This is a genomic window from Ornithinicoccus halotolerans (assembly GCF_009602535.1).
Taxonomy (GTDB): Bacteria; Actinomycetota; Actinomycetes; order Actinomycetales; family Dermatophilaceae; genus Ornithinicoccus; species Ornithinicoccus halotolerans.
This window is the reverse complement of the sequence record NZ_WIQI01000004.1, coordinates 30,345-57,340: the sequence shown is the minus strand read 5'-3', so window position 1 is coordinate 57,340 and position 26,996 is coordinate 30,345. Positions and strand designations below refer to the sequence as shown.

Annotated in this window: 27 protein-coding genes and 1 other RNA gene; 14 read left to right on the top strand and 14 right to left on the bottom strand. The window is 72.1% G+C overall.

Annotated features, from left to right (window positions below):
- Positions 1 to 16: 16 nt before the first annotated feature.
- Genes GFJ45_RS01880 through GFJ45_RS01865 form a run of 4 tightly spaced genes read left to right on the top strand, consistent with a single transcriptional unit; the run spans position 17 to position 4,036 of the window.
- Positions 17 to 1,282, top strand: coding sequence for an aminotransferase-like domain-containing protein (locus tag GFJ45_RS01880; protein ID WP_153393537.1), 1,266 nt, complete (start codon positions 17 to 19; stop codon positions 1,280 to 1,282).
- Positions 1,279 to 2,520 (top strand): M20 family metallopeptidase, encoded by a 1,242-nt coding sequence (locus tag GFJ45_RS01875; RefSeq protein WP_153393535.1) that lies wholly within the window; start codon positions 1,279 to 1,281, stop codon positions 2,518 to 2,520. Before GFJ45_RS01880 ends, GFJ45_RS01875 begins: the two co-directional genes overlap by 4 nt.
- 56 nt (positions 2,521 to 2,576) lie before the next feature.
- Positions 2,577 to 3,335, top strand: coding sequence for a maleate cis-trans isomerase family protein (locus GFJ45_RS01870; protein ID WP_153393532.1), 759 nt, complete (start codon positions 2,577 to 2,579; stop codon positions 3,333 to 3,335).
- The gene (locus GFJ45_RS01865; protein ID WP_153393528.1) at positions 3,335 to 4,036 is read left to right on the top strand and encodes a GntR family transcriptional regulator; all 702 of its coding nucleotides are present in this window, start codon (positions 3,335 to 3,337) and stop codon (positions 4,034 to 4,036) included. Before GFJ45_RS01870 ends, GFJ45_RS01865 begins: the two co-directional genes overlap by 1 nt.
- A 56-nt stretch (positions 4,037 to 4,092) precedes the next feature.
- Here GFJ45_RS01865 and GFJ45_RS01860 read toward each other — a convergent pair whose 3' ends face one another.
- The gene (locus GFJ45_RS01860; protein ID WP_153393525.1) at positions 4,093 to 5,583 is read right to left on the bottom strand and encodes an NAD-dependent succinate-semialdehyde dehydrogenase; all 1,491 of its coding nucleotides are present in this window, start codon (positions 5,581 to 5,583) and stop codon (positions 4,093 to 4,095) included.
- A 91-nt stretch (positions 5,584 to 5,674) separates the two neighbouring features.
- Between GFJ45_RS01860 and GFJ45_RS01855 the strand changes: the two genes are divergently transcribed.
- The 3 genes from GFJ45_RS01855 (at position 5,675) to GFJ45_RS01845 (ending at position 9,934) form a co-directional block, all read left to right on the top strand.
- Complete coding sequence (locus GFJ45_RS01855; RefSeq protein WP_153393523.1) at positions 5,675 to 6,928, top strand: aspartate aminotransferase family protein; 1,254 nt, start codon at positions 5,675 to 5,677, stop codon at positions 6,926 to 6,928.
- The gene (locus tag GFJ45_RS01850) at positions 6,925 to 8,199 is read left to right on the top strand and encodes an MFS transporter (RefSeq protein WP_153393521.1); all 1,275 of its coding nucleotides are present in this window, start codon (positions 6,925 to 6,927) and stop codon (positions 8,197 to 8,199) included. The genes GFJ45_RS01855 and GFJ45_RS01850 overlap by 4 nt, the downstream gene beginning before the upstream one ends.
- 286 nt (positions 8,200 to 8,485) lie before the next feature.
- A complete protein-coding gene (locus tag GFJ45_RS01845) occupies positions 8,486 to 9,934 on the top strand; it encodes an HNH endonuclease (protein WP_194288459.1) in 1,449 nt (482 codons plus the stop codon).
- Between the two features lie 91 nt (positions 9,935 to 10,025).
- Here the strand turns inward: GFJ45_RS01845 and GFJ45_RS01840 are convergent, their stop codons facing one another.
- A complete protein-coding gene (locus GFJ45_RS01840) occupies positions 10,026 to 10,397 on the bottom strand; it encodes a pyridoxamine 5'-phosphate oxidase family protein (RefSeq protein WP_153393517.1) in 372 nt (123 codons plus the stop codon).
- 173 nt (positions 10,398 to 10,570) lie between these two features.
- Here GFJ45_RS01840 and GFJ45_RS01835 point away from each other — a divergent pair, with 173 nt between their 5' ends.
- Positions 10,571 to 11,032 carry a MarR family winged helix-turn-helix transcriptional regulator gene (locus tag GFJ45_RS01835; RefSeq protein WP_153393515.1) on the top strand — a complete coding sequence of 154 codons (462 nt, stop codon included), beginning with the start codon at positions 10,571 to 10,573 and terminating at the stop codon, positions 11,030 to 11,032.
- Positions 11,033 to 11,092: 60 nt separating this feature from the next.
- Here GFJ45_RS01835 and hppD read toward each other — a convergent pair whose 3' ends face one another.
- Positions 11,093 to 12,301: a 4-hydroxyphenylpyruvate dioxygenase gene (hppD, locus tag GFJ45_RS01830; protein ID WP_153393513.1), complete on the bottom strand. Its 1,209-nt coding sequence runs from the start codon at positions 12,299 to 12,301 to the stop codon at positions 11,093 to 11,095.
- A 110-nt stretch (positions 12,302 to 12,411) separates the two neighbouring features.
- On the opposite strand from hppD, the gene GFJ45_RS01825 reads away from it, so the two are divergent.
- On the top strand, positions 12,412 to 12,882 hold the full coding sequence (locus GFJ45_RS01825) for an Lrp/AsnC family transcriptional regulator (protein WP_153393511.1): 471 nt from the start codon (positions 12,412 to 12,414) through the stop codon (positions 12,880 to 12,882).
- A 20-nt stretch (positions 12,883 to 12,902) separates the two neighbouring features.
- Here the strand turns inward: GFJ45_RS01825 and GFJ45_RS01820 are convergent, their stop codons facing one another.
- The 6 genes from GFJ45_RS01820 to GFJ45_RS01795 form a co-directional block, all read right to left on the bottom strand.
- Positions 12,903 to 13,622 carry an IclR family transcriptional regulator gene (locus tag GFJ45_RS01820; protein ID WP_194288465.1) on the bottom strand — a complete coding sequence of 240 codons (720 nt, stop codon included), beginning with the start codon at positions 13,620 to 13,622 and terminating at the stop codon, positions 12,903 to 12,905.
- Between the two features lie 46 nt (positions 13,623 to 13,668).
- On the bottom strand, positions 13,669 to 15,417 hold the full coding sequence (locus tag GFJ45_RS01815; RefSeq protein ID WP_153393505.1) for a DEAD/DEAH box helicase: 1,749 nt from the start codon (positions 15,415 to 15,417) through the stop codon (positions 13,669 to 13,671).
- A gap of 77 nt (positions 15,418 to 15,494) precedes the next feature.
- Positions 15,495 to 15,791 carry a DUF3039 domain-containing protein gene (locus GFJ45_RS01810; protein WP_153393502.1) on the bottom strand — a complete coding sequence of 99 codons (297 nt, stop codon included), beginning with the start codon at positions 15,789 to 15,791 and terminating at the stop codon, positions 15,495 to 15,497.
- A gap of 29 nt (positions 15,792 to 15,820) precedes the next feature.
- Positions 15,821 to 16,426, bottom strand: a complete 606-nt coding sequence (locus tag GFJ45_RS01805) for a YqgE/AlgH family protein (RefSeq protein ID WP_228386359.1) — start codon at positions 16,424 to 16,426, stop codon at positions 15,821 to 15,823.
- The gene (locus GFJ45_RS01800) at positions 16,423 to 16,788 is read right to left on the bottom strand and encodes a VanZ family protein (protein ID WP_153393499.1); all 366 of its coding nucleotides are present in this window, start codon (positions 16,786 to 16,788) and stop codon (positions 16,423 to 16,425) included. Before GFJ45_RS01800 ends, GFJ45_RS01805 begins: the two co-directional genes overlap by 4 nt.
- Entirely contained in the window at positions 16,781 to 18,196 is a 1,416-nt protein-coding gene (locus GFJ45_RS01795) for an NAD-dependent malic enzyme (protein ID WP_153393497.1), read from the bottom strand. The genes GFJ45_RS01800 and GFJ45_RS01795 overlap by 8 nt, the downstream gene beginning before the upstream one ends.
- A gap of 112 nt (positions 18,197 to 18,308) precedes the next feature.
- Between GFJ45_RS01795 and trxA the strand changes: the two genes are divergently transcribed.
- The 4 genes from trxA (at position 18,309) to GFJ45_RS01775 (ending at position 21,159) form a co-directional block, all read left to right on the top strand.
- Positions 18,309 to 18,695: a thioredoxin gene (trxA, locus tag GFJ45_RS01790; RefSeq protein ID WP_153393494.1), complete on the top strand. Its 387-nt coding sequence runs from the start codon at positions 18,309 to 18,311 to the stop codon at positions 18,693 to 18,695.
- On the top strand, positions 18,692 to 19,639 hold the full coding sequence (locus tag GFJ45_RS01785; RefSeq protein WP_228386358.1) for a DMT family transporter: 948 nt from the start codon (positions 18,692 to 18,694) through the stop codon (positions 19,637 to 19,639). Before trxA ends, GFJ45_RS01785 begins: the two co-directional genes overlap by 4 nt.
- 155 nt (positions 19,640 to 19,794) lie before the next feature.
- Positions 19,795 to 20,298, top strand: coding sequence for a MarR family winged helix-turn-helix transcriptional regulator (locus tag GFJ45_RS01780; protein ID WP_228386356.1), 504 nt, complete (start codon positions 19,795 to 19,797; stop codon positions 20,296 to 20,298).
- A gap of 3 nt (positions 20,299 to 20,301) precedes the next feature.
- Positions 20,302 to 21,159 (top strand): EamA family transporter, encoded by an 858-nt coding sequence (locus GFJ45_RS01775; protein WP_153393488.1) that lies wholly within the window; start codon positions 20,302 to 20,304, stop codon positions 21,157 to 21,159.
- 145 nt (positions 21,160 to 21,304) lie between these two features.
- Here GFJ45_RS01775 and GFJ45_RS01770 read toward each other — a convergent pair whose 3' ends face one another.
- On the bottom strand, positions 21,305 to 22,171 hold the full coding sequence (locus GFJ45_RS01770) for an alpha/beta fold hydrolase (RefSeq protein WP_153393485.1): 867 nt from the start codon (positions 22,169 to 22,171) through the stop codon (positions 21,305 to 21,307).
- A 170-nt stretch (positions 22,172 to 22,341) separates the two neighbouring features.
- A complete protein-coding gene (locus tag GFJ45_RS01765; protein WP_194288458.1) occupies positions 22,342 to 23,184 on the bottom strand; it encodes a helix-turn-helix transcriptional regulator in 843 nt (280 codons plus the stop codon).
- Positions 23,185 to 23,313: 129 nt separating this feature from the next.
- Between GFJ45_RS01765 and GFJ45_RS01760 the strand changes: the two genes are divergently transcribed.
- Complete coding sequence (locus tag GFJ45_RS01760; RefSeq protein WP_153393482.1) at positions 23,314 to 24,264, top strand: SDR family oxidoreductase; 951 nt, start codon at positions 23,314 to 23,316, stop codon at positions 24,262 to 24,264.
- A gap of 75 nt (positions 24,265 to 24,339) precedes the next feature.
- Here the strand turns inward: GFJ45_RS01760 and ssrA are convergent.
- From ssrA to GFJ45_RS01745, 3 genes are all read right to left on the bottom strand, one after another.
- Positions 24,340 to 24,707: a transfer-messenger RNA gene (ssrA, locus tag GFJ45_RS01755) on the bottom strand.
- Positions 24,708 to 24,843: 136 nt separating this feature from the next.
- Complete coding sequence (gene smpB, locus GFJ45_RS01750; RefSeq protein WP_153393479.1) at positions 24,844 to 25,326, bottom strand: SsrA-binding protein SmpB; 483 nt, start codon at positions 25,324 to 25,326, stop codon at positions 24,844 to 24,846.
- 64 nt (positions 25,327 to 25,390) lie between these two features.
- Positions 25,391 to 26,992, bottom strand: a complete 1,602-nt coding sequence (locus GFJ45_RS01745) for a M23 family metallopeptidase (RefSeq protein ID WP_153393476.1) — start codon at positions 26,990 to 26,992, stop codon at positions 25,391 to 25,393.
- Positions 26,993 to 26,996 lie beyond the last annotated feature (4 nt).

The window sequence follows — 26,996 nt, the reverse complement described above, 5'->3', positions numbered from 1 at the left end:
ACCACTGAGGAGCGCCATGAACCCGCCGACCGCACGGCTGGCTCGTTCCCGCGGCCCACGTGCCACCGCACTCTCCGCCGCCGATCTGCCGCTGGCGAACCGGACCAGTGACCTGGTGGGATCGGTCATCGACTCCAGCACCTCGCTGCTGGCCTCGCAGACGCACGACATCGTGCGGTTCGCGATGGGCTCCCCCGCCCCCGAGGCGGTGCCGACGGAGGCGCTGGCCCGCGCCGCGGAGACCGAGCTGGCCGCCGGCCGCGCCGACGCCTACGACTACGCCGCGACCGAGGGCGACCCGGCGCTGGTCGAGGCGCTGTGCGCGGTGCTGGACGATCTCGGGCAGGCTCCCACCGACCCGCGCCGGATCACCATCACCTCCGGCGGGATGCAGGGGCTGGACCTGGCCTGCAAGCTGTTCGTCGACCCCGGCGACGTCGTGGCCCTCGAGGGGCCCACCTACACCAACGGCTCGGCGACCGCGCTCTCCTACCAGGCCGACCTGCTCGAGGTCCCCGTGGACCAGGACGGCATGCAGGTGGAGGCCCTGGTCGAGATGGTGGAGCGCACCGGCAAGACGCCGACCGTCATCTACACGATCCCGACCTTCCAGAACCCCTCGGGCACCTCGCTCAGCCTGGCCCGCCGCGAGCAGCTGCTGGAGGTGGCCAGCGGCTGGGGCTCGGTGGTCCTGGACGACGACCCCTACGGGCTGCTGCGGTTCGAGGGCGAGGACGTGCCGAGCCTGGCGACGCTGGGCGGCGGCGACCCGTTCGTGTTCTCGGTGCGCACCTTCAGCAAGATCATCGCGCCCGGGCTGCGGGTGGGATGGGTCGAGGCCGACCCGGGTCTGCAGCGGCTGCTGATCAGCGCCAAGCAGGCGATGGACACCTGCACCAACCTGCCGGCCCAGCGGCTGGTCGCCCACTTCCTGCGCAGCGGTGCCCTCCAGGACCACCTGGCGACCGTCCGGCCCGAGTACCGCCGCCGCAAGCAGGCCATGCAGCAGGCACTGCAGGACCAGTTCGGCGACCGCGCCCGGTGGACCGACCCCGAGGGCGGCTTCTTCCTCTGGGTGACCTTCAACGAGCCCGTCGACACCGAGGCGCTGTTCGAGGTGGCGCTGGCCGAGGGCGTGGCCTACATCCCGGGCAACGCCTTCTCCCCCTCACGCAACTTCCCGGACGCGCTGCGGCTGTGCTTCGCCACCTCCACCCCCGAGCGGATCGCGGAAGGCGTCGCGCGACTGCGCCGGGCCGTCGACCGGCAGCTGGCGCCGTGACGCAGCGACGGCCGGGAGTAGCGGCGGAGCAGGCGGGAGGCGAGCCCGCCCCGCCCGCGGCCGTCGAGGCGGTGCTGGCCGCCCTGCAGGAGGACGACGTCGTCGCGCTCGCCCAGGAGCTCGTGCGCGCTCCCGGGCAGAACCCGCCCGGGGAGGAGGAGGCCACCGCCACGGCCCTGGCAGCGGCCGCGACCGCGCGCGGGCTGGGGCACACCCGCACCGAGGTCGCTCCCGGCCGGCCCAACCTCACGGTGACCCTGGACGGCGGCCACGGCCCCGGGCTGCTCCTGCTCGGCCACACCGACGTGGTGCCGGTGGGGGACGGCTGGACCCGCGACCCGTTCGGCGGTGAGGTCGCCGAGGGGCGGCTCTACGGGCGCGGCGCCACTGACATGAAGGGCGGCCTGGCGGCCTGCCTGGTGGCGATGCACGCGCTGGGCCGCTGCGGGGTGCGGCTCTCCGGGCCGGTCCACCTCGCCGCGCTCGCGGACGAGGAGCAGGAGGGCATCGGCATCCGCCGCTACGTCGCCCAGGAAGCGCCGGCGCTGCTCGGCTGCGTGGTCGCCGAGCCCACCGACCTGCAGACCGTCATCGCGGCCCGAGGCGCCTGCTACCTCACCATCGACGTGCACGGCCAGGCCGCGCACGCGGGCCGTCCTTCGGACGGGCGCAACGCCATCTACGGGGCGGCCGCCGTGGTCACCGACCTCGAGCGCTGGCACGGCGAGCTCGCGGGGCGGGCGGACCCGCTGGTCGGCCCTCCCACGGTGAACGTGGGGACCGTCCACGGCGGCGAGGGCGGCTCCATCGTCGCCGCCCGCTGCCGCATCGGGGTGGACCGCCGGTTGCTGCCCGAGGAGGGCATCCAGGAGGTCCTGGCCGCGGTGCGCGAGCGGCTGGCCCGGCTCGGGCTGGAGGAGCGCGGGCTCGGCTGGGAGGTGACCTCACCGATGGACATGCCCGGCTTCCGCACCGACCCGGGTGACCCGTTCGTCGGGGCGGTCGACGGCGCGCTGGCCGACGCCGGCGGGCCCGGGCTGCCGCTGGCCGGGTGGACGGCGGCCTGCGACGGCGGGTTCGTCGCGCGGCAGTGGGGCGTGCCCACGGTGGTGCTGGGGCCCGGCTCGGTCGCCGACCAGGCACACCGGCCCGACGAGTCGGTCGGGGTCGAGGAGCTGCGGACCGCGGCACGCACCTACGCGCTGGCTGCGCTCAACCTGCTCGCGGAGCCACTATGATTGTCGACAATCGGACAGCCGGCGCTGACGGCGGCGCCGGCGAGGGAGGACCTCACGTGTCACGGATCGGACTGCTCTACCCCGGCCACAGCGCCGAGGACGACTACCCAGCGCTGGAACAGCGGCTGGGCGGACGCGTCGAGCTGCCGGTCGTCATCAGCTCCGTCGGCGAGGACGCCCACCGGGTGGACGCCCTGCTCGACCTGGGCGGCCGCGAGCGCCTGGCCGACGCCGCGCGGCAGCTGGTGTCGACCCACCAGCCGGACGCCGTCGTGTGGGCCTGCACCTCCGGCAGCTTCGTCTTCGGGTGGGAGGGCGCCCACGCCCAGGTCGAGGCACTCGGTGAGCTGACCGGCCTGCCGGCCTCCTCCACCTCGCTCGCGTTCGCCCGTGCGGTGCGCGCGCTGGGCCTGGAGCGGGTGGCGGTGGCCGCCTCCTACCCCGAGGACGTCGCCGAGCACTTCGTCACCTTCCTGGAGCGGGCCGGCGCGACCGTCACGTCGATGGGCAGCCACGGCATCATCACCGCGGCCGAGGTCGGCACGCTGGGCCGCGAGCAGGTGCTCGAGCTGGTCGGCGGCGCCGACCGGGCCGGCGCCGAGGCGCTGCTCGTGCCGGACACCGCCATGCACACGCTGGCGTGGCTGGAGGAGCTCGAGGCAGCCGCCGGCATGCCGGTGCTCACCGCCAACCAGGTCACCGTGTGGGAGGGGCTGCGGCTCCTCGGCGAGGTCCCGCCGCTCCCGGGGCTGGGCACGCTGTTCCGCGCCGGCACCGGCACGGCCTCGGTGGCGGACCGGGTGGTGGCCTCCTGATGGGTGCCGTCACCGCGGACCCGTCGGCGCTGCAACCGGTGGTGCAGCAGTCGACCCCCAGCATGATCGCCTCCCGGGTGCGCGACGCCATCGCGGCGGGCGAGTTCCCGCCCGGGGCCCAGCTCCACGAGGCAGACCTGGCCCGCGCGCTCGGAGTGAGCCGCGGGCCGCTTCGTGAGGGACTGCAGCGGCTCACCCAGGAGGGGCTGCTCACCTCCATCCGCAACCGGGGCCTGTTCGTGGTCGAGCTGACGCCGGACAACGTGCGGGACATGTACCTGGCCCGGGAGGCGACCGAGCGCTGCGCCGCCGCGACCACCATCGCCCGGCACCACCACGAGGGGGCGGCGGTCGAGCTGCACGCCGTCGTCGACGACATGGAGGCCGCCGCCGAGGAGGGCGACTCCCGCAGCGTGGCCGAGGCCGACATCCGCTTCCACGAGACCCTCGTCGCGCACGCCGGCAGCGAGCGGCTCTCCCGGATACACCTGACCCAGGCCGCCGAGGCGCGGTTGTGCATCCACGCTCTGGGCAGCACCTACGAGAACGACCGCGCCCGGGTGCGCGAGCACCGCAGCATCGCCGACGCGGTGGCCACGGCGGACGCCGACCGGGCCGACGCGCTGCTGGTGCAGCACATGGCCGACGCCGTGACCGAGCTGGTCGCCCTCAGCGAGCAGGAGCTGGCCGAGGAGCACTAGCCGCCGCGGACACCGTGTCCCCGCGCCAGTGGCGAGCGCTCCTGGCCTGCGCCGGGTCAGCCGGTCGTGATGCCGATGTACTTGACCTCGAGGAACTCCTCGATCCCGACGCTGCCGCCCTCGCGGCCCAGCCCGGACTCCTTCATCCCGCCGAACGGGGCATACGGGTTGGAGACCACGCCCTGGTTGAGCCCGACCATGCCGGACTCGATCCGCTCGGCGACGCGCAGCGCGCGGCGCAGGTCGTTGGTGTAGACGAAGGAGGCCAGCCCGTAGCGGGTGTTGTTGGCCATCGCCACGACCTCGTCCTCCTCGGTGAACGGCGTCAGCGGCGCGACCGGGCCGAAGATCTCCTCGCTGGCCATGCGCGCCTCCATCGACACGCCCGTCAGCACCGTCGGCGGGTAGAAGTAGCCCGGCCCGTCGGGACGCTCCCCGCCGGTGAGGGCGTTTGCCCCCCGGTCGAGCGCGTCGCGCACCAGGGCGTCGACCTTGTCCTGGGCGTCGGTGTCGATGAGCGGTCCGACCTGCACGCCGTCCTCGCTCCCGTCGCCGACCCGCATCTGGCCCATCTTCTCGGCGAGCCGGCGGCCGAACTCCTCGATGATCGACTCGTGGACGTAGATGCGGTTGGCCGAGGTGCAGGCCTCGCCCATGTTGCGCATCTTCGCCTGCAGGCAGCCCGCCACGGCCTCGTCCAGGTCGGCGTCCTCGAACACCAGGAACGGCGCGTTGCCGCCCAGCTCCATCGAGGTGCGCATCACCGTGGAGGCGCACTGCTCCAGCAGGATCTTGCCGACCTTGGTGGATCCGGTGAAGGAAAGCTTGCGGGCCTGGCCGGAGCGGATCATCGGCTCCATGACCCCGCCGGCGTCCATCGCGGTGACGATGTTGACGACACCGGCCGGCACCCCTGCCTCGAGCAGGATCTCCCCCAGCGCCAGCATGGACAGCGGCGTCTGGTGGGCGGGCTTGATGACGCTGGTGCAGCCGGCCGCGATCGCCGGCCCCAGCTTGCGGGTCCCCATCGCCATCGGGAAGTTCCACGGGGTGATGAGCAGCGAGGGGCCCACCGGCTGCCGCGCCACGAGGAAGCGGCCGCCGCCCTGCGGGGAGGCCTGGTAGCCGCCGTCGATGCGCAGCGCCTCGCCGGCGAAGTGCCGGAAGAACTCCGCGGCGTAGACGATCTCCCCCGCCGAGTCGGTCAGCGGCTTGCCCATCTCCAGGGTCATCAGCCGGGCCAGCGCGTCCTTGCGCTCGTGCAGCAGCTCGAAGGCGCGCATCAGCATCCCGTGCCGCTCCAGGGCCGGCACCTGCGCGAACGACTCCTGGGCCGCGACCGCGGCGTCGAGTGCGCGCATCCCGTCCTCGGGGGCGGCATCGGCGACCGACCGCAGCACCTCGCCGGTGGCGGGGTTGGTGACCTCGAAGGTGGCCCCGCCGCTGGCCTCGGTCCACTCCCCCCCGATGAGCAGGCCGGTGGGGACGCGCTCGACGATGTCGTCGGCCCCCGTGCTGCTCGCCGCCTTGTCCTCAGTCAGCGACATTGCTACGACCCTCCTCGATCTGTGGTGACGCGTGCCCTACAGTGGCGTCTGATTGTCGACAATCTACCAAGTGACTGTCCGGAGGTTCACCATGGCACACCTGTCCCCCATCCTGCTGCAGGCCACCCCCGTTGTCGCGGCACGCGGCGAGGGCGCCCAGCTCTGGGACGAACAGGACCGGCGCTACCTGGACTTCACGGCCGGGATCGGTGTCACCAGCACCGGCCACTCGCACCCCAAGGTGGTCGCCGCCGCCCAGGAGCAGATCGGCAAGGTGATCCACGCCCAGTACACGACGGTGATGCACCGGCCGCTGCTGGACCTGGTCGAGCGGATGGACAGCGTCCTCCCGGCCGGGCTGGACCGGATGTTCTTCGCCAACTCCGGCAGTGAGGCCGTCGAGGCGGCGCTCCGGCTCAGCCGGCAGGCGACCGGGCGCCCCAACGTCATCGTCTTCCACGGCGGCTTCCACGGGCGGACGGTCGCCGCAGCGTCGATGACCACCTCGGGCACCAAGTTCCGCACCGGCTTCTCCCCCCTCATGGCCGGCGTGCACGTGAGCCCGTTCCCGGACCCCACCCACTTCGGGTGGACCCAGGAGGAGGCCACCGACTTCGCGCTGAAGCAGCTGGACTACACACTGCAGACGATGTCCAACCCGGCCGACACGGCGGCCTTCTTCGTGGAGCCGGTGCTGGGCGAGGGCGGCTACGTCCCGGCCAACCAGCGCTTCCTGGAGGGGCTACGCGAGCGCGCGGACCGCCACGGCATCCTGCTGGTGGCCGACGAGGTGCAGACCGGCTGGGGCCGCACCGGGCGGTTCTGGGGCCACGACCACTTCGGCGTCACCCCGGACGTGCTGATCACCGCCAAGGGGCTGGCCTCCGGCTTCCCGCTGTCGGCCATCGCCGCCTCGGAAGAGCTGATGAGCAAGGCGTTCCCGGGGTCCCAGGGCGGCACCTACGGCGGCAACGCGGTCGCCTGCGCCGCGGCCATCGCCACCCTCGAGGTGATCCAGGAGGAGGGGCTGGTGGAGAACGCGGCCGCCCGCGGGGAGCAGCTGCGTGCCGGCCTGGAGAAGGTCGCGGCCGACCACGACGCCATCACCGACGTGCGCGGGCTGGGCCTGATGCTGGGTTGTGAGTTCCGCGACGCCGACGGCAACCCGGACGGCACGGCCGCGACCCGCGCGCAGAAGGCCGCCGTCGACCAGGGGCTGCTGCTGCTGACCTGCGGCCCCTGGGGGCAGGTCGTGCGCTTCATCCCGGCCCTGGTCGTCACCGAGGCCCAGGTGGACGAGGCCGTGCGCGCCTGGGCGGCCACCCTGGAGGCCGTGCGGTCGTGACCCCGGCGCGCACCGAGTGGACGGAGGTCGACTCTCGCGCCTACACGGTCGATGCGCGAGAGCTTCGGCGGGTCGCCGTCTCGGCGCTGCTGGGCACGTCGATGGAGTGGTACGACTACTTCCTCTACGGGCTGCTGGCGGCGCTGGTCTTCAACACGCTGTTCTTCCCCGAGCTCGACCCGGTCGCGGGCACCGTCCTTGCGCTGCTCACCTTCGCGATCGGATTCATCGCCCGCCCGCTCGGCGGCGTCCTGTTCGGGCACCTGGGCGACCGCATCGGCCGCAAGCGCACGCTGATCATCACCATCGTGGTGATCGGTGGCGCCACCGGCTGCATCGGACTGCTGCCGACCTACGACACGATCGGGGTAGCAGCCCCCATCCTGCTCGCAGCCCTCCGGTTCGTGCAGGGGCTTTCCCTCGGCGGCGAGTGGAGCGGTGCGGTCCTGATGGCCGTGGAGCACGCCCCTCCCGAGAAGAAGTCCATCTACGGCGCGATGCCGCAGTTCGGCTCACCGATCGGGACGGTCACCTCCTCCGGCGTCGTCGCGCTGGTCACGCTGCTGCCGACCGAGCAGTTCGAGGCCTGGGGCTGGCGGATCCCGTTCCTGCTGGCGTTCCCCATGCTGGCCGTCGCGATCTACCTACGACTCCGGGTCGAGGAGTCCCCGGTGTTCCGCGAGGTGCTTCGCGAGGAGGTTAGCCAGGAGAAGCACCGGCCTCCCGTGGTGGAACTGTTCCAGCAGGCGTGGCGTCGGGTGCTGCTCGTGGTCGCCACCGCGCTCTTCGCCTCCGGCGGCTTCTTCCTCATGACCACCTACGCCGTCAACTACGGCACCGAGGTGCTCGGGATGGCGGCGTGGGTGGTGCTGGTCGCCACGATGGCCGGGGCGGCGCTGGAAGCCGGGGGGATCCTCGTCGGCGGCCGGCTCGCGGACCGGTACACGCCGTGGAAGGTGGTCTGCGGCGGCGGACTCATCGCGGTCCTGTGCGCGGCCCCGCTCGCGCTCATGCTGGGCTCCGGCCAGGTGTGGCTGGCGGCGATCGCCATCGCGATCGGGATCGGCCTGCTCGGCCTGCCCTACGGCCCTATCGGCCCGCTGTTCAGCCAGCTGTTCGAGGGGCGTTACCGGTACTCCGGGGTGGCGGTCTCCTACAACCTCGCGGGCATGGTCGGTGGCTTCGTGCCGTCCCTGGCGCTCTCGCTCCAGGCCGGGCTCGGTGAGACCCCCTGGTCATCGGCGTGCTCTTCGCCGCCATCTTGGCGATGACCTCCATCGGGGCGCTCGGCATGGGGAGGGCGCTGCGTCGAGACCGGACGACCGCCGCTGCCCCGCCCGGCTGAGGTTGTCCTCACGGAGGACTGACACGCGGCTTCCACAACCCTTGACTCGCACGTGCGTGCGATTCTAAACTGGACATATGTCCAGCAACGGTGTTGGGTTCGCGGCCGGGGCGTCCGGCGGGGCGCCTGAGCCCGGACCGACGGCGCCGGGGCCGGGGTTGGCTGGTGCCGGGCCCGTTGCTGGGGTGGCGGCTGCGGAGGTGGCTGGCTGGGTGGAGCGGCTGGCTGGCTCGGACGGGGCGGGGTTGGACGAGGCGGCGCTGGTGGAGGTGATCTCGGCGCTGGAGTCGTTGAAGGGGGCCGCGGCTGCGGCGCAGGCCCGGCACAGTGTGGCGTTGGAGGCTGCGCAGGCCGCCGGGCAGGCGCGGCTGGCTCCCGGTGAGCGGGTCGGGACGTCGGTGGGACATCAGGTGGCGTTGGCGCGGCGGGAGTCCCCGTACCGGGGCAGCCGGCATCTGGGGTTGGCCAAGGCGCTAGTGGCTGAGATGCCGCACACCCATGCCGCGCTCAGCCGGGGGCAGATCACCGAGTGGGGGGCCACGCTGGTGGTGCAGGCCACCGCGTGCCTGTCGCGGGAGGACCGGGCCCGGGTCGATGCCGAGCTGGCGCCGCGGCTGGGGTCGCTGTCGCAGGCTCGGCTGGCCGCAGCCGCCAGGTCGGCGGCCTACCGGCTGGACCCGTCCGCGTTCGTCTCCCGAGGCCGGCGGGCGGCCAAGGACCGGCGAGTGTCCACCCGGCCGGCCCCGGATGTGATGAGCATCGTCTCGGCGTTCGTGCCCGCCGCCCAGGGCGTGGCCTGCTACCGGGCGCTGGATGAGCACGCCAAGGCGCTGCGCTCGGCCGGAGATGAGCGCAGCCTGGACCAGATCAAGGCCGACACCTTCGTCGAACGCATCACTGGCCAGACCCGCGCCGCCGACGTACCCATCGAGGTCGGCCTGGTCATCACCGACACCACGCTGTTCACCGGCCACCCCGGACCGGCCCGGCTCACCGGGTACGGGCCCATCCCCGCCCAGTACGCCCGCGACCTGCTCACCCCACCCACCCACGAGCACCCCACCAGCAGCAGCGGCAGCGGCAGCGGCAGCGGCAACGGCGGCGGTGGTGAGGAGCTGGCAACCCGGGCGCGGGTGTGGCTGCGGCGGTTGTACACCGACCCGGTCACCGGCTCCCTGGCCGACCAGGACCCTCGGCGGCGGCTGTTCACCGGGGCGCTGCGCCGCTACCTCGTCGCACGCGACCAGACCTGCCGCACCCCCTACTGCGACGCCCCCATCCGGCACCTGGACCACGCCGTGCCGCACACCGTCGGCGGACCCACCAGCGACAGCAACGGCCAAGGCCTGTGCCGGGCCTGCAACCACGCCAAGGAAACCCCCGGCTGGCACCACCACACCCTCAGTAGCACCCCCAGCACCGGCGCGCCCCCGCCGGCCCCACTGGAGGACCAGCTCGCCCGGTTGCTCGGCATTCCCCCACCGGGCACCCCCGGGTCCCGACAACACACCCGCGTCACCACCCCCACGGGGCACCACCACGACAGCCGACCCCCACCCGTGCTCGACCATCTACCCCCCACCGGCCCACCCCGCCGCCACATCGCCCGCATCTATCACCCACCACGGCGCATCTACGTCGACTTCGACCTCAGCGCCTAGCCAGACCATGCGGGGCCAGGCCTGCCGGACCGGTCGGCGGCTGGCATCCCCTCCTGCGGGTGCGGCCGTCGACCGGACACCGCCCCGGTGGTCAGGACTCGGTGACGCTCTCCAGATTCCAGGAACGCACTCGGTCCGGGTGCAGCAGGATGGCCCCCTCTCCGTCGTCCACCCGGGCGCGCCCGTTGACGACCAGGCCCCACGGGGACCACCCAGGGCCGTCAGCCAAGCCGTCGATGACGATGGCGGCCTGTCCCCGGCGACGGACATGGCGGGCGCGGACCGTGTGCGGGACGTCCCGCCCCCCGAGCACGAACAGCTGCCTCTCGTCATCCCACGACCAGCCGACCGGCACCACGTGCGGCTGACCGTCGTCGGTCACCGTGGCGATCCGGGCCAGGGCGCGCGGTGGGGGCGCCGCAGCGAACCGGCGCTCCATCTCGTTCAGGCCACGGTGCCCCATCAGGACGCCACCGCCCGACGGACTCCCGCCCACCACAACGCGGCGGGCAACAGTGTGGTCACAGTTGCCGCAGACATGCTGAGCCTCCTCAATAGTCGAGCTAGTCAAGTATCCCCAGCATGAGGCCGTTACTTGACTAAGTCAACCATCGACTCGTCAGGTACTGTGAGGGCATGAGCGACCGCGAGCGCAGCAAGGTCCTGGGAGGGTTGCTGATCGCCGCAGCCGACGCCTCCCGGGCGGCGTTCGCCGAGGCGGTGTCGGAGCAGGGGTTCACCCCGACGCAGGCTCGTGCGCTCTTCGCGCTGGTCGAGCCGATGCCGATGCGCAGCCTCGCCGACCAGATGGCCTGTGACGCCTCCAACATCACCGGGATCGCGGACCAGCTGCACGCGCTCGGCCTGGTGCAGCGGGTCCCAGGCGAGGACCGCCGAGTGAAGCTGCTGACGCTGACGGCCGCGGGCGAGCGCCGTCGCGCGCAGCTCGAGCAGCAGGTCCGCGACAGCACCTTCCCCATCGACCGGCTCACCACCGCCGAGCAGGACCGGCTGGAGGAGCTGCTACGCAAGCTGACCGGCGAGGCCACGGCACCGGGGGCGACGCCCCGGCAGCCGGCAGCGACCAGCCGGCGTTGAGCACAACGGCGAACCCCCGGACGCCAGCGGGCATCCGGGGGTTCGCTCACTCCCTCGTTCTCAGAGGTTGCCGCGCTTGGCCTGCTCTCGCTCGATCGCCTCGAACAGCGCCTTGAAGTTGCCCTTGCCAAAGCCGAGGGAGCCGTGCCGCTCGATCAGCTCGAAGAAGACGGTCGGGCGGTCCTGAACCGGACGGGTGAAGATCTGCAGCAGGTATCCGTCCTCGTCCCGGTCGACCAGGATGCCCCGCTTCTGCAGCTCCTCGATCGGCACGCGCACCTCACCGATGCGCTCCCGCAGCGCCGGGTCCTCGTAGTAGCTGTCGGGCGTGGCCAGGAACTCGACGCCCTCGGCGCGCATGCAGTCGACGGTGCGCAGGATGTCGTTGGTAGCCAGCGCCAAGTGCTGGGCGCCCGGGCCCCGGTAGAACTCCAGGTACTCATCGATCTGGCTCTTGCGCTTGCCGACCGCCGGCTCGTTGAGCGGGAACTTCACCCGGTGGTTGCCGTTCGCGACCACCTTCGACATCAGTGCCGAGTAGTCGGTGGCGATGTCGTCGCCGATGAACTCGGCCATGTTGGAGAAGCCCATCACCCTGCGGTAGAACTCCACCCACTCGTCCATCTTGCCGAGCTCGACGTTGCCGACGATGTGGTCCAGTGCCTGGAACAGTCGCTTCGGTGCGCCCTCGCGCCTGGTGTACTCGGACCGGCGCGGCACGTAGCCCGGCAGGTAGGGGCCGGAGTAGTCACCACGCTGCACGAGGGTGTGGCGGGTCTCGCCGTAGGTACCGATCGCCGCGATCCGCACCGCGCCGTAGTCGTCGCGCAGGTCCTCCGGCTCCTGCACGACGGTCGCCCCGACGCTGCGGGCGTGCTCGACGCAGCGGTCCACGTCGGGCACCTCGAGCGAGATGTCGACGACACCGTCACCGTGACGGCGGACGTGGTCGTGCAGCGGGCTGTCCGGGTCGACACCGCCCTTGAGAACGAACCGGATGGAGCCGGACTTCAGCACGTAGGCCTTGTGGTCCCTGTTGCCGGTCTCTGGGCCGGAGTAGGCGACCAGCTCCATACCGAACGCGGACTGGTAGAAGTGCGCGGCCTGGGTCGCGTTGCCGACCACGAAGACGATCGCGTCCCAGCCGGTGACGGGGAAGACGTCCTGCCTCTCGTCGTAGGGCACGAGGCCGACGAGCTGCTGGAGCTGGTCCAGCTCCAGCTGAGCCTCGCGCTCCTGGTTGGTGAGCGTGAAGGTCGAATCAGTCATGTCTCCGAGCCTGCACCTGTGGCCGCCACCTGGGCAACAGTAGCCACGATCAGTGATCAGTCTGCGCATTATGTTGCCCGCATCGGCATTTCTGCTAGACACTCTGCCCTATGACAGCCGCCGACCTGGACCACCTGGAGCGCCGCCTGCTGACGTTGCTCGACGCCGAGCCGCAGATCGGCGTGCTGGGCGCCTCCCGCCGGCTCGGGGTCGCCCGCGGCACCGTGCAGAGCCGGCTGGACCGGCTGGAGACGCGCGAGGTTATCACCAGCTTCGCGCCGCAGCTGGACCCCGCGGCGATGGGCTACCCCGTCACCGCGTTCTGCACCCTGCAGATCAGCCAAGGGATGGGACCCGAGCCGGTGCTCCGGCACCTCGAGGCGATCCCCGAGGTGCTCGAGGCCCACACCATCACCGGCGACGGGGACCTGATGCTGCGGGTGGTGGCCCGCGACAACGCCGACCTCCAGCGAGTCATCGACGAGGTCGTGGGGCACCAGCTCGTCGAGCGCTCCTCGACGGTGATCGCCCTCTCCCGGCGGATCCCCTCCCGGCTGATGCCGCTCGTGCAGCGCGAGTGACCGAGCGGCGCCCGGAGCTGCTACCGGCTGTCGGGCTGCCCGCGCAGCATCGCGGAGATCTCCTCAGCGGCCGCTACCACCGCGGCGCCGACCAGGTCCTCGTCGAACGGTGACATGCCCACCAGCCCGACCGAGGCCTCGACCCCGGACAGGCCGGGCACGGCGGCGGCGAGCCCGTGGGCGCCCTGTTGCAGCTCGCCGTGGGTGGCGATGACGCCGTAGTTGTCCTCCCTGCCGGCCAGCAGCGCGCGTCCCGCCGCGCCCTGCGTCAGTGGGTGCCTGCTGCCGACCCGGTAGCCGACGTGGAAGTCGGTCCAGGTGGGCTCGACCACCAGCACCGCCAGGGCATCGGTGCCGTCGGGCCCGTCGACAACGGTGAAGTGAGCGGTGGCGCCGTGCTCCTCGGCCAGGCGGCGCAGCACCGGTCGGGCGGCCTCGACGACCACCGGGCGCACGCTCGCGACCAGGCGTGCCATCGCCGGGCCCAGCCGGACCCGGCCGTCCGGACCCCGCACCGCGAACTCGCGGCCGACCAAGGTGGCCACCAGCCGGTAGACGACCGCGCGGCCCACGCCGAGGTCGTCGGCCAGCTCGCTCATCGTCAGTCCGCCGTGGCCGCCGGGCGCGCCGAGCAGCTGCAGGACCTGCAGCCCACGGTCAAGGGTCTGCGCGGTCTCGACGGCAGCTCGTCCATGGTCGCGCTGCGGGTCCGCCCCACTGGGGCGTGTGGTGTCGCTCACGATCGGCACGGTAGCAACGCCGGTGCCCGTGCGGCAGCAGGTTAGGTCACCGACGTCCCACGAACCAGCGCCGGATCGTCTCGATGCGGTCGGTGACCTGCTCGGTCGTGGCGGTGGCCAGCTCGGGACCGCCGCACGTCCGCCGCAGCTCGGCGTGCACGATCGCATGCGGCTGGCCGCTTTTCCGGGCGTACGCAGCGACCAGCCGGTTGAGCTCCTTGCGGCGCTCGGCCAGCGCCCGGTGAGCCGACACCTGCTGGGCCGCGGCCCGGCCGCCGTCGCCGCGCTGCTGCTTGCGCTGTCGCTCCCGCAGCAGGTGGCTGACCTGCTCCGGCTCCAGCAGTCCCGGGAGCCCGAGATAGTCCTGCTCCTCGCCGCTCCCCGGCACCGCCCCGAGCCCGTACTGCTCGGCGTCGAAGAGGACGTGGTCGAACTGCGCGTCGGACTGCAGCGCCTCGAAGCTGCCCTGGTCGTCTGGGGTCGACTCGGTGCGCTGGGCGTGCTCCAGCTCTGCCTGCTCGGGGTTCCAGAGCCCGTCCTCCTCCCCGCCGCGCCCCCTGTCCAGCGCGTGGTCGCGCTCGAGCTCCAGGGAGCCCGCGTGCTGGAGGATCAGGGGGACGCTCGGCAGGAACACCGAGGCGGTCTCGCCCCTGCGGCGGGCCCGCACGAAGCGGCCGACCGCCTGGGCGAAGAACAGCGGCGTCGAGGTCGAGGTGGCGTAGACGCCGACACACAGCCGTGGCACGTCGACGCCCTCGGAGACCATCCGGACCGCGACCATCCACCGTGAGCTGCCGTGCGCGAAGTCCTCGATCCGGCGGGAGGCGCCGGCGTCGTCGGAGAGCACCACGGTGGGCTTCTCACCGGTGAGGGCCTGCAGCTGCCGACCGTAGGCGCGAGCCGTGGCCTGGTCAGTGGCGATCACCAGACCTCCGGCGTCGGGCACGTGGTGACGCACCTCCGTCAGCCGCCGGTCCGCGGCGCTCAGGACGGAGGGGACCCACTCCCCCGCAGGGTCCAGGGCGGTGCGCCACGCCTGGGCGGTCACGTCCTTGGTCACCGGCTCCCCCAGCCGTGCCTCGATCTCGTCACCCGCTCGGGTGCGCCAGCGCATGTTGCCCCCGTAGGCGAGGAACAGCACCGGGCGCACCACGCCGTCGCGCAGCGCCTCGGCGTAGCCGTAGGTGTAGTCGGCCTGCGAGCGCAGCACGCCCTCCTCGTCCATCTCGTAGCGGACGAACGGGATCGCGGCGGTGTCGGACCGGAACGGGGTGCCGGTGAGCGCGAGCCGGCGCGTGGCCGGCTCGAAGGCCTCCCGGACCGCCTCCCCCCAGCTCAGCGCGTCCCCGCCGTGGTGGATCTCGTCGAGGATGACGAGCGTGCGGGCCGCCTCGGTGCGGGCGCGGTGCAGCAGCGGCTTGCTGGCCACGCCGGCGTAGGTCAGCACCACGCCCTGGAAGTCGCCGCCGTGCCGGCCCTGGGCGTTGGCGAAGTGGGGGTCGATGCGGATCCCGACCTTGGCGGCGGCTTCCGCCCACTGCACCTTCAGGTGCTCGGTCGGCGCGACGACCGTGACGCGCTCGACCTCCCCCCGGTCGAGCAGCTCGGTGGCCACCCGCAGCGCGAAGGTCGTCTTGCCGGCACCTGGCGTGGCGACGGCCAGGAAGTCACGCGGCCGCTCGGTCCGGTACTGCTCCAGCGCCGCGGCCTGCCAGGCGCGCAGCTTGCCCGCGGTCCCCCAGGCCGCTCGTTCCGGATAGGCAGGTGGCAGGTGGGAGGCGGCGGAGGTGGACATCGCCGATCAGGATAAGGAACCGGCGGGCCCCTCCGGTGACGGACCCGCCGGTGACGCGGCGCCGACCTGCCGGCCGGCTACTCTCCGCCGTCCTGCGGCGCCCGCAGCCCCTCGTAGATCTCCTTGCAGGTCGGGCAGACGGGGAACCGCTCGGGGTCCCGCCCGGGCACCCAGACCTTGCCGCAGAGCGCGGTCACCGGCTCGCCGCTGACGGCGCTCTCCATGATCTTCTCCTTGCGCACGTAGTGCGCGAAGCGCTCATGGTCGCCGGGCTCGCTCAGCTGCTGCTCGGTGCTGGTGTCCTCCCGCTCCAGCAGGCTGGTGCGGGTGGACGGACCGGTGGGGGCCTCCGGGGCGTCCAGTGGCTCGCTCATGCCCCAAGCATACGGCGGCACCGCGCCGGTCAGTTGAGCTCGGGGCGGTCGGTGTGGGTGACCAGCAGCGACAGCGTGCTGCGCTGCCGGGCCAGGACCTGCTGCCACATCTGGTCCGGGTCAGGCCGGAACGGGTCGCGCGGCTCCAGGTCCACGACGTACCAGGCGCCCTCGGCGAGCTCGGCGTCCAGCTGCCCGGCCCCCCAGCCGGAGTAGCCGACGAAGATGCGCAGTCCCGACAGCTCCGGCATCACCAGCGGCGGCGGGACGTCCAGGTCGACCAGCCCGAGGCCACCGAACAGCAGAGAGACCCCCATCGGCTCCTCATCCGCCCGGTGGTCACCGGGGACCCCGACCAGTCCCATGGCGGTGTCCATCCCCACCGGCCCGCCCTGGAACAGCTGGGTCGGGGCGGTCACGTGCGGTTGCCAGTCCGGCAGCACGGCGGCCACCTCGGCGTCCATCGGCTTGTTGAGCGCCAGGCCGTGGGCGCCGTCCTCGTCGTGGTGCAGCACCAGCACGACGCTGCGGCGGAAGAACTCCCCCGTCAGCGGGGTCGCGACCAGCAGCCGCCCGGTGACCCGCTCCGGGCCCGAGGGGGTAGCGGCCGGGCCCGGCAGCTCGGGCCCGCTCACCGGACCGGCTCCTGGGAGCGGTCCTCGGCCCGGACCTGCCACCACCCCACCACGCCCACGCCGAGGACGATCCCGACCAGGTCGGCCGCCAGGTCCAGCACGTCCGCCTGGCGCGTGCTCGTCAGCACTGCCTGCAGCGGCTCGGAGACCAGTGCGTGCAGGACCACGACCGTCAGCGCGGCGCGGCTGCGCAGCGCGGCGGCGACGGCGGCCGCTACCCCGAACATGAGCACGTGACCGAGCTTGTCCAGGGAGAGCGGCCCCCCGGGTCCTTCCACCACCGGACCGTAGAGGCCGTAGAGCTGGACCAGCAGCATCACCCACCAGGACGTCCAGGCGGTGGTGCGCCAGGGCTCACTCACTGCCGGCTGCCTCCACGGCCGCCTGCTGCACGGCCTCGGCGACCGCCTTGGTGGCCCGGGGGTTGAAGACGCTGGGGATGATGTAGGTGGGGTTGCGCTCGTCGTCGGTGACGACGTCGGAGAGGGCCACCGCCGCCGCCAGCAGCATGTCGTCGCTGACGTGGTGGGCGCGGGCGTCCAGCAGCCCGCGGAAGACGCCCGGGAAGACGAGCACGTTGTTGATCTGGTTGGCGAAGTCGCTGCGGCCGGTGGCCACGACGGTCGCGTGCTGGGCGGCCGCCGCGGGGTCGACCTCCGGCACCGGGTTGGCCATCGCGAAGACCACCGCGTCGTCGGCCATCCGGGCGATGTCCTCGCCGGTGAGGATGTTGCCGGCCGACACCCCGATGAAGACGTCGGCGCCTTCCAGCGCGTCCTTCAGCGTGCCGGTCAGCCCCTGCGAGTTGGTCTGCGAGGAGATCCAGGCCAGCGTGCCGTCCTCGCCGCTCATGATGTCGGGGCGGCGCGGGTGCAGCACGCCGTTGACGTCGGCGACCACGATGTCGCGGGCGCCGGCACGCATCAGCAGCCGCAGGATCGCGGTGCCCGCCGCACCGGCCCCCGACATGACGATCCGGACGCCGTCGAGCGTCTTGTCGACCACGCGCAGCGCGTTGCGCAGCGCCGCCAGCGCGACGATCGCGGTCCCGTGCTGGTCGTCGTGGAACACCGGGATCGACAGCTCCCGGCGCAGCCGACGCTCGATCTCGAAGCAGCGCGGAGCAGAGATGTCCTCCAGGTTGATGCCGGCGAAGCCGGGCGCCAGCGCCTTGACGGTGCGCACGATCTCATCGGTGTCGGTGAGGTCGAGGCAGATCGGGAAGGCGTCGATGTCGGCGAACCGCTTGAACAGCGCCGCCTTGCCCTCCATCACCGGCATCGCCGCCAGCGGCCCGATGTTGCCCAGCCCCAGCACGGCGCTGCCGTCGGTGACGACCGCGACGGTGTTGCGCTTGATGGTCAGCCGGCGGGCGTCCTCGGGGTTCTCCGCGATCGCCTGGCAGATCTTGGCCACGCCGGGGGTGTAGACCAGGGACAGGTCGTCGCGGTTGCGGATCGGCAGCTTGGACTCGACGCTCAGCTTGCCGCCGAGGTGCACCAGGAAGGTCCGGTCGCTGACCTTGCCGATCTCCACACCGTGCACCTGCCGCATCGCCGTCACGACCTCGTCGGCGTGGTCCGAGCCGTGGGTGGCGATGGTGAGGTCCGCTCGCAGCCGCTGCGTCCCGGAGTCGGCGATGTCGACCGCGGTGACCATCCCGCCCGCCTTCTCCACCGCGCTGGTGAGCTCGCTGACGGCCGTAGCCCTGGCCGGCAGCTCCAGTCGGACGGTGATCGAGTTGGAGACTGACGGCACACCGGAGTTCATGCCGGTCATTGTGACGTATCGGCCCGCTCCCGCCCTCCCCAGCACGCCGGGGTGGCCGGGCAGGCTGTGGCGGCGGGGGAATCACCGGGGCCGACGCGTCGTTGCCCCCGCCATGAGCACAGTCGAGCTGACCGCCGAGACGTTCGAGCAGACGATCACCGGCAACGACATCGTCCTGGTGGACTGGTGGGCCTCCTGGTGCGGCCCGTGCCGGTCGTTCGCGCCGGTCTACCAGGAAGCGGCCGAGAAGCACGACGACATCGTCTTCGGCAAGGTCGACACCGAGGCCCAGCAGGCGCTCGCCGCGGGCGCGCAGATCACCTCGATCCCGACCGTCATGGCCTTCCGTGAGGGCATCCTGGTCTTCGCCCAGCCCGGCGCGCTGCCGGCGCAGGCGCTGGAGGAGCTGATCGGCCAGGTCCGCGCCCTGGACATGGACGACGTCCACGCCCAGCTGGCCCAGCAGCAGGACCAGGCCGCCGCCGGCCGGGAGGCGTGACCCCTCCGGCGCCTACTGGGCGCCGGGACCTCACCTGGCTGGTGGCGCTGGCCGCCACGCTGTGGGGCACCTCGGCGCTGATGCGCGACCCGCTGGCCGCGCACCTGGACGCCGCCACGATCGTCCTCTACGAGCACCTCGCCCTGGTGCTGCTGACGCTGCCCTGGCTGGTGCCGGCGCTGCGGGCGTGGCGCGGTGCCCCTGCCCCGGTCCGCACCGCCGCGGTCGTCATCGGCGCCGGCTCCTCGGCCCTGGCGACCACGCTGTTCACCGCCGCCTTCGCCCTGGGTGACCCCGTCACGCCGCAGGTACTGCAGAAGTTGCAGCCGCTGCTGGCGCTCGCCCTGGCCGCGGCGGTGCTGCGCGAGCGGCTCCGTCCGCGGTACGCGCTGTTCGCGGTGCCCGCCCTGGTGGGTGCCTGGTTCCTCAGCTTCCCGCGCCCGTTCGACGTGGGCGTCGCCGACCTGCAGGCCGCACTGCTGGCGCTGGGCGCCGCCGCGCTGTGGGCGGCGGGCACGGTGCTGGGCCGCTACGTCGACACGGCACTGGGTCCGCGCAGCACGCTGGTGCTGCGGTTCGCCTTCGGCGCGCCGGCCGCGCTGGCCATCGTGGCACTGTCCGGCGCTGGGCTGGCACTGCCGCTACGGCTGATCCCGCTCGTCCTGCTGCTGGCGCTGATCCCGGGTGCGGCCGCTCTCGCCCTCTACTACGTGGGGCTCCGACGGACCGCGGCCTCCCGCGCCACGCTGGCCGAGCTGATGTTCCCCGTGACGGCCGCCGTGGTGGGCGTGGCGTTCCTCGGGGCGGAGTTCACCCCGCTGCGCTGGGGCGGCCTAGTCGTCGTGGTTGCCAGCGTCACGGCCCTCGCGCTGCACGAGCACCGGGCCGACCGCCCGGCCGTGCGACAGCGGGCGGGCGCCGCCGGACCGGTCGAGGTTCCGTAGTTCACCCGCCGCCGGCTCGGCGCCGGCGGCCCATGGCACAGCAACGCCCCGGTCCCGGTCCCTCGTCGAGGCGCCGGGACCGGGTCGTGCGTCCGGACGGGTTGCGGCCGACACCGCCAACCGAGTATGCATGAGTCATGCATGAATTAGCCCGCTTGGCGAACCTTCTTGGCGCAGCGGCCCTGGGCATTTCGGGATCGATGCTGGCTCAAGTCCGTGAGGCCAGCGGCGCGAGCACCAGTGGCGCAGCCGCGCTCGTCGTTCTGGATCACGTGGGCAGCATGAGCGTCTCCGAGCTGGGCCGAGACGTGGGTCTCACACAGCCCGCAGCGGCGCGCATGGTCGACGGCCTGTCGACGGCCGGCCTGGTCCGCCGGCGAACAGGGGCCGGGCGAACGGTGCCGGTCGAGCTGACCGACGCCGGCCGGCAGGTAGTACGCCGGGTCCTGGAGGCGCGAGCCCGCGAGCTGGCCAACCTGCTCTCCGACCTGGACACGTCCGAACGTGCCGGTCTGACAGCAATCCTCGAGACCTTGCTGGCACGGATGTTCGCAGAGGACCGACGCTCGAGCTTCCTGTGCCGGTTGTGCGACCGCCACACCTGCACCACCGCTGCGTTGTGCCCGGTGGGACAAGCCGAGCGCGACCTGGAGCAGTGAGTCGTGGGCATCGCCCTCGCACTGCTGTCGGCGCTGAGCTACGGGGTCTCCGACGTCATCGGAGGTCTGGCCGCGCGGCGCCTCTCCCCGGTACGGGTGGCGCTGATCGGACAGATCGGCGGCCTGTGCATCACCGGCGTGGTGCTGCTCGGTCTCCACTCATCGCCCCAGCTGACCGACCTGATCTGGGGTGCGGGTTCGGGAATCGGCACCGGCTTGGCGATGGCGTTCCTCTTCCGAGGGCTGCGTCACGGCTCGATGTCGGTCGTCGTGCCGCTGAGCGCGGTGGGAGGAGTGGCCATCCCCGTGCTGGTGGGAGCGGTCGCGCTCGGCGAGCGGCCGCCGGCACTTGGTTGGCTCGGCGTCGCGATCGCGATACCCGCACTGTGGCTCATCGGCCGGGGTTCGGGCGGATCGCTGGCCGTGTCACGTGCCTCGGTACTGGACGGGCTCGCCGCCAGCGGCGGCATCGCCATCCAGTACCTCTGCCTGGCCCGCTCCGACACCATGGAAGCCGGACTGTGGCCGATCCTGAGCGGCAGGGTCACGGCGATCGCCGCCGTCCTGATCGCAGCGGTCACCTTCATGCGTGAGCCCGTCGAATGGCGCCCGCAAGGCGCACCGCACGCGAGCGTTCTGGCCCTCAGCCTCGGGGCAGGCGCCCTGGCCGCCGCAGCACTCAGTGCCTACCTCTTCGCCCTCCGCACCGAGTTCATCACGACCACCGTTGTACTCTCTTCCCTCTATCCGGTGGTCCCTGTCCTCGTCGGACTCCTCCTGCTCAGCGAACGGCTCCACCTCCGCCAGTCGGTAGGCCTGCTCGCAGCCCTCGGTGCCACCGTTCTCATCGCCACGTCGTAAGCGCCGGGGGCCGACCTCGTGCCAAGACGCGGCCGCACCGTGCCCACAACGGAGAAGAAGGAAGTCCATAAGCCACGAGCAGTGGCGGAGTGGCTATACCCGACACCGGCCCTAGCGGGCGTGTGCTCCGGATGCAGTGGCTCGCCTAGGCGGTGGCAAGGAACTCCATGAGAGCTTCGGCAACCTGTTCGGGCGCTTCCTCTGCTTGATGGTGACCAGAGTCGATGATCTGGTGACGCAGCGGTTGCTGTAGCCACGGCTCCCAGATGGCGGTGGGGTCCCCGTGAATGTCGATGTCGTCCCTGGCCGATTCGAGCAACAGCGTCGGACAGGCGATGCGACGTCCGGCGGCGCGGTCAGCCTCATCATGGTCCCGGTCGATGGCAAGGCCGGCTCGGTAGTCCTCGCACATGCCGTGCACAACGGCGGGATTCCGCAACGCAGCACAGAGGTCCGCGTGGTTCAGGGAGCCGATGGCTTCCGGAGGCGGGATGCGGTACCAAGCGTCCGGGTCGGCGTTGATGACGCGTTCGGCTGGCTTCTCGGTCTGGCCCAGGAACCACCAGTGCCACCATGCCCGGGCGAATCTGGCGTCGGTCCGGTCCAGGTGCTCGATGAGCGGCAACCCATCCATGACTACCAGATGGGAGACCCGATCAGGGTGGTCCATAGCGGTACGCATGGCAACGAGGGCGCCTCGGTCGTGCCCCACCACGGCGAACCGGTCATGACCGAGGCGGGCCAGCAGTTCAACGACGTCGCGGGCCATGGCTCGCTTGCTGGACTGCGCGTGGTCGGGAGCATCAGGGGGCAGCGTCGAGCCGCCGTACCCCCGCAAGTCGGGGCACACCACCACGTGCTCGGCAGCGAGTCGCTGTGCGACCTCATGCCAGGTGGTGTGGGTCCGGGGATGTCCGTGCAACAGCACCACCGGGGCACCGACGCCTCCGTGCCGTACACGCACCGAGACCTCATCCAGGTCCACATGCTCCAACACAAAGCGAGCGAACATTGCCAAAGCCTAGAGCCGCTCGTCACTCCCAGACGTCGAACGCCCTCGCGCGCACCCCCAGGCAGGCGCGGACGTCCGGCTCTCGCGCGCGGAGGTCGACCCTCGGGGGCGTCGCAAACGTGGGGTGTCGTGGGTGGTGAGCTTGAGCGATCGCCGGGCCGCCGCCGTCGTCAGTTGAGCGGCTGTGCGCCGATGACGGAGAGCAGCCGCAGCTTCTCGTCGCTCTCCGTCCCGGGTACGGCCGTGTAGACCAGCAGCGAGTGCGACTGTGCGGGATCGGTCAGGGTCTGGCAGGTGAGCTCGAGGGTCCCGAGCTCACGGTGCGCGAAGCGCTTGACCTCGGAGGGCCGGACCCCCACCTCGTGCCGGTCCCAAATCGTGCGGAACTCCTCGCTCCGCTCGAGGAGGTCGTCCGCGAGCGCGGCCGCGCGCGACGGGCGGCCTCGAAGCGCGATGACTTCGCGCAGCCCAGAGACCCACAGCCGTGACAGGAAGGGGTGGTCGTCCGGGGCGTAGAGGCGGCGGCTGCACGGGTCGGTGAACCAGCGGTATCCGATGCTGCGGGCAGGCCCGGCGAAGCTGGTCGTCTCCCCGGTGAGCGCGACGCCGAGCGGGGTCTGGCGCAGCGTCTCGCCGAGTTCGGTGACGATCTCGGCGGGCGTGTCCTGCAGGCGATCGAAGATGCGCAGCAGCCCGGGGCTGATGTGCTCGCTCGGCGCCCCCCGTCCGGGCGGCCGGTGCCCCGCCAGCCGGAACAGGTGGTCGCGCTCGGCGACCGACAGGTGCAAGCCCTGCGCGATCGATGCGAGCATCTGCTCCGACGGCTGCGGCCCGGTACCGCGCTCGAGGCGGGCGTAGTAGTCCGTCGACATATGGCAGAGGCCCGCGACCTCTTCGCGGCGCAGGCCGCCGGTTCGACGACGCCGCCCTCGCGGCAGGCCGACGTCCTCAGGCTGCAGCGCCTCGCGACGGTGGCGCAGGAACGCCGCCACGCCGGGTCGGTCGATCACCATGCGCCCTCCTCCAGTCGTCCTGACAGTTCTACAGCGCGGCTACCCGGGTAGCCACTGACTGACGGGTCCTGGTTACCGCTCGCCATCGGCGTCAGGGTCGTGTCACCACCACGACCTGGGAGCACACCAATGGCACGCAGACCTCTCGACATCACCGTCCCGAGCCTGACCGGCACGCGGGCGGTCCTCACCGGTGGCAACGACGGGATCGGCCTCCGCATCGCCACCCGGCTCGCCGCCGCGGGCGCCGACCTCGTGCTGCCCGTCCGCAACCAGCGCAAGGGCGAGGCAGCCCTCGCGACCATCCGCACAACGGCCCCTTCCGCGTCCGTATCGCTGCACCCGATGGACCTCGCGTGCCTGGAGTCCGTCGCGGCCTTCGGCGAGACGCTGCGCGGCGAGGGCAACCCCGTCCACCTGCTCATCAACAACGCCGGCGTCATGACCCCACCGGACCGGCAGACCACCGTCGACGGGTTCGAGCTCCAGCTCGGCACCAACCACCTCGGCCACGTCGCCCTGGTCGCGCACCTCTTGCCCCTGCTCCGCGCCGGTCGCGCGCACGTCACGTCACAGGTCAGCGTCGCGGCGAACCGGAACTCCATTAACTGGGAGGACCTGAACTGGGAGCGTTCGTACGACGGCATGCGCGCCTACAGCCAGTCGAAGATCGCCTTCGGCCTCTTCGGCCTCGAGCTGGGTCGACGCAGTGAGGCCAACGGCTGGGGCATCACCAGCAACCTGTCCCACCCCGGTGTCGCTCCCACGAGCCTGCTGTCCGCCCGCCCGGAGCTGGGACGCGCCGGGGACACCTGGAGCGTGCGCGCGATCCGCTGGCTGTCCGCCCGAGGCATCCTCGCCGGCACCCCGGAGAGCGCAGCGCTCCCCGCGCTCTACGCCGCGACCTCCCCCCACGCGAAGACTGGACGGTTCTACGGACCCAAGGGTCCTGGCCACCTGAGCGGCGCACCTGCCGAGCAGACGCTCTACTCCCGCCTCCGCAGCGAGGATGAGGCCCGCCGCGTCTGGCAGGTGTCCGAGGAACTGACGACCGCACCCTTCCCCGTCGGCCGACGGTGATGCAGCTGAACTGCGCACTTGCTCAGCAGAGAAGGGCGTTCTGACCGGGAAAACTGAACAGTGTGACGTGCCGCGTGGTGGAGGTGGCGGGAATCGAACCCGCGTCCGCTGCCGGGAAACCAGGGCTTCTCCGGGTGCAGTGCGCTATGGCTTTTCTCGGCCCCAGGGCTCGCACGCACACGTTCCCTGACAGGCCCAGTCGAGTAAGAGTCCCGCGTGACCCCTCGACATGGTCACGCAGCGAGTTCCCTAGCTGACGCCAGGCACTGAGTCGGGAACTAGCTCAGGCTGACGGACTTCGTGGCTCGCTCAGGCGGCGAGGGCGAAGTCGGTGCGCTTGGAATCGGCACCTATTGGTTGTGCAAGGGACGTTAACGAGATGACCTTGCCTTCTCGACCCGCTTCCCCTGACTTGCCGTACAACGTCGAAACCGATCACCCCCAAGAGGGGGCACGTCACACTGTCCAGTTGTCAAAAACGTCCCGGGCGCACCCGGGACCCGCCATGCTATCGGGTCAACGGCCGCGCCCTCCAGGGCATTCCCACGTGCAGGCGCGCACCGCCGGCGCCGGGCCGGGTCAGCCGTGCCGTCGCAGGTGGGCCGACATCGCCCGCTCGGCCTCCATCCGGTCCTGCCGCTCCCGCATCGTCTGCCGCTTGTCGTGCAGCTTCTTGCCCTTGGCGAGCGCGATCTCGACCTTGGCGCGGCCGTCCTTGAAGTACAGCGACAGCGGCACGATCGTGTAGCCGCTCTGGTCGGCAGTCGCGACCAGCCGCTCCAGCTCCTCCCGGTGCAGCAGCAGCTTGCGCCGCCGCCGGGCGGCGTGGTTGGTCCAGGTGCCCTGGGTGTACTCGGGGATGTGCACGCCCTCCAGCCACAGCTCGCCGCCGTACTCGGTGGCGTAGCCGTCGACGAGGGAGGCCCGGCCCTGCCGCAGCGACTTCACCTCGGTCCCGGTCAGCACCAGGCCTGCCTCGAGGGTGTCGAGGATGTGGAACTCGTGGCGCGCCTTGCGGTTGCTCGCGACGAGCTGCCTGCCGTCCTTCGGCTTCGTGGCCACGGTCCCTCCTTCGTCCCTCGGTCGGTGCTGAGCCGCCCCAGGGTACCCGGCGGGACGGCTCAGATCACAGCCAGTTCCGGGGGTTGACCGGTGTGCCGTTCTCCCGGGTCTCGAAGTGCAGGTGACAGCCGGTGGAGTTCCCCGTGCTGCCGACGTAGCCGATCACCTGGCCCTTGCTGACCGAGCCCGAGGTTCGGGCGAAGCCCTGCAGGTGCAGGTAGGAGGTGGTGAGGTTGACGCCACCCAGCACGCCGTGGTCGACGACCAACTTGTTGCCGCCGCCGGAGGTGTGGGTGGACATGATGATGGTGCCGTCGGCCGCCGCCGTGACCGGCGTCCCGCAGCCGGCGGCGTAGTCCAGCCCGGCGTGCAGCCGCTCGTAGCCCAGGATCGGGTGCATCCGCCAGCCGAACTCGCTGCTGGTGGACGCGCTGACCGGGTGGGCCAGCGGTCCGGACGGGTCCGGCGCGGGCGGGGGGCTCGGCGCCGGCGGGGGTGCCGGCGCCGGTGGGGGTGCCGGGGAGCTGTTGCGCTGGGCGGCGGACTGCCGCCGGGCCTCCTCTCGGGCCGCCTCGCGAGCTGCCTCCTCAGCGGCCTGGCGCGCTGCCTCCTCCGCGGCCTGGCGGCGCGCCTCCTCCTCGGCGCGGCGCCGGGCCTCTTCTTCGGCACGGCGCCGCTCCTCGGCCTCCTTCTTCACCACAAGGCCGTGCTTCTCCCGCGCGAGCGTGGCGAGCTCCTGCTCCAGCGCGGCCGACTCCTCCTCAGCGACGGCCAGCTCCTGCTCCAGCTTCTGCTTCTCCTTCGCCAGCGCCTTCGTGGCCGTCAGCTGCTCGGCCCGGCGCCGCTCCAGCTCGCCCTTGCGCTCCTCGATCTCGGCGCGGGCCCGCTCCGCCGCGGCGCGGGCCTCCTCCGCGGCGGCGAGGGCCTGCCGCTTGCGCTCCAGCGTCGCCTCGGCCTCGGCCAGCAGCATGGCGATCTCCCGGCGCACCCCCGCGAGCCGGTCCTGCTCGGCCACGCTCTGGGCCTCCTGGACGGCCAGCTTCTCGATGGTGCTGTCCTGGACGCGCATCACGGTGCGGGCCATGGCCATCTCCTGGACGACGTCGCCCTCCCCCGCGAGCACCTCCAGGGTCATCGACAGGTTGCCCAGGCCGCCGCTCTTGTAGCTCTGCCGGGCGATCGCCCCGACCGCCTGCCGGGTGGCCTGCTGCTCCTCGGCGTTCTGCTCGATGCTCGCCTCGAGCTTGGCCTCGTTGGCGTAGGCGACCTCGAGCTCACCCTGGATCCGCTCGGCCTCCTCCTCGGCCGCCACGACCTCGGCCTCCGCCTGCGCCAGGTCGTCCTCGGCCCGCGCCAGGTCGTCCTCGGCGCGCGTCAGGTCCTTCTCGGCCTGGGCCACCCGACCCGTGATGCGGTCCAGCCGGTCGCTGGCGGCCTGCAGCGCCTTCGAGGTGTCGTGCAGGTGGTCCTCGATCCCTGCCATGTCCTCGTGCACGCCCTGCTGCTGGCCGCGCTTCTGCTGCTGCTCGCGCTCGACCCTGTCGATCCGGTCCCGCAGGTCGTCCAGCGCCAGCGCCGGGGCGGACAGCACCAGGCCCGCGCTGAGCGCGAGGGCCAGCGCGCCGGTCAGCCGGGTGCGGGTGGTGCGGGGAGGGCGGGGGCGCATGATC

Bases quoted from the DNA above. Each gene is read 5' to 3' on its own strand.
- GFJ45_RS01880 (WP_153393537.1), top strand. From the start codon at position 17: ATGAACCCGCCGACCGCACGGCTGGCTCGTTCCCGCGGCCCACGTGCC.
- GFJ45_RS01865 (WP_153393528.1), top strand. From the start codon at position 3,335: ATGGGTGCCGTCACCGCGGACCCGTCGGCGCTGCAACCGGTGGTGCAG.
- GFJ45_RS01860 (WP_153393525.1), bottom strand. From the start codon at position 5,583: ATGTCGCTGACTGAGGACAAGGCGGCGAGCAGCACGGGGGCCGACGAC.
- GFJ45_RS01855 (WP_153393523.1), top strand. From the start codon at position 5,675: ATGGCACACCTGTCCCCCATCCTGCTGCAGGCCACCCCCGTTGTCGCG.
- GFJ45_RS01840 (WP_153393517.1), bottom strand. From the start codon at position 10,397: ATGGGGCACCGTGGCCTGAACGAGATGGAGCGCCGGTTCGCTGCGGCG.
- GFJ45_RS01835 (WP_153393515.1), top strand. From the start codon at position 10,571: ATGAGCGACCGCGAGCGCAGCAAGGTCCTGGGAGGGTTGCTGATCGCC.
- hppD (WP_153393513.1), bottom strand. From the start codon at position 12,301: ATGACTGATTCGACCTTCACGCTCACCAACCAGGAGCGCGAGGCTCAG.
- GFJ45_RS01825 (WP_153393511.1), top strand. From the start codon at position 12,412: ATGACAGCCGCCGACCTGGACCACCTGGAGCGCCGCCTGCTGACGTTG.
- GFJ45_RS01815 (WP_153393505.1), bottom strand. From the start codon at position 15,417: ATGTCCACCTCCGCCGCCTCCCACCTGCCACCTGCCTATCCGGAACGA.
- GFJ45_RS01810 (WP_153393502.1), bottom strand. From the start codon at position 15,791: ATGAGCGAGCCACTGGACGCCCCGGAGGCCCCCACCGGTCCGTCCACC.
- GFJ45_RS01795 (WP_153393497.1), bottom strand. From the start codon at position 18,196: ATGAACTCCGGTGTGCCGTCAGTCTCCAACTCGATCACCGTCCGACTG.
- trxA (WP_153393494.1), top strand. From the start codon at position 18,309: ATGAGCACAGTCGAGCTGACCGCCGAGACGTTCGAGCAGACGATCACC.
- GFJ45_RS01770 (WP_153393485.1), bottom strand. From the start codon at position 22,171: ATGTTCGCTCGCTTTGTGTTGGAGCATGTGGACCTGGATGAGGTCTCG.
- GFJ45_RS01765 (WP_194288458.1), bottom strand. From the start codon at position 23,184: ATGGTGATCGACCGACCCGGCGTGGCGGCGTTCCTGCGCCACCGTCGC.
- GFJ45_RS01760 (WP_153393482.1), top strand. From the start codon at position 23,314: ATGGCACGCAGACCTCTCGACATCACCGTCCCGAGCCTGACCGGCACG.
- GFJ45_RS01745 (WP_153393476.1), bottom strand. From the start codon at position 26,992: ATGCGCCCCCGCCCTCCCCGCACCACCCGCACCCGGCTGACCGGCGCG.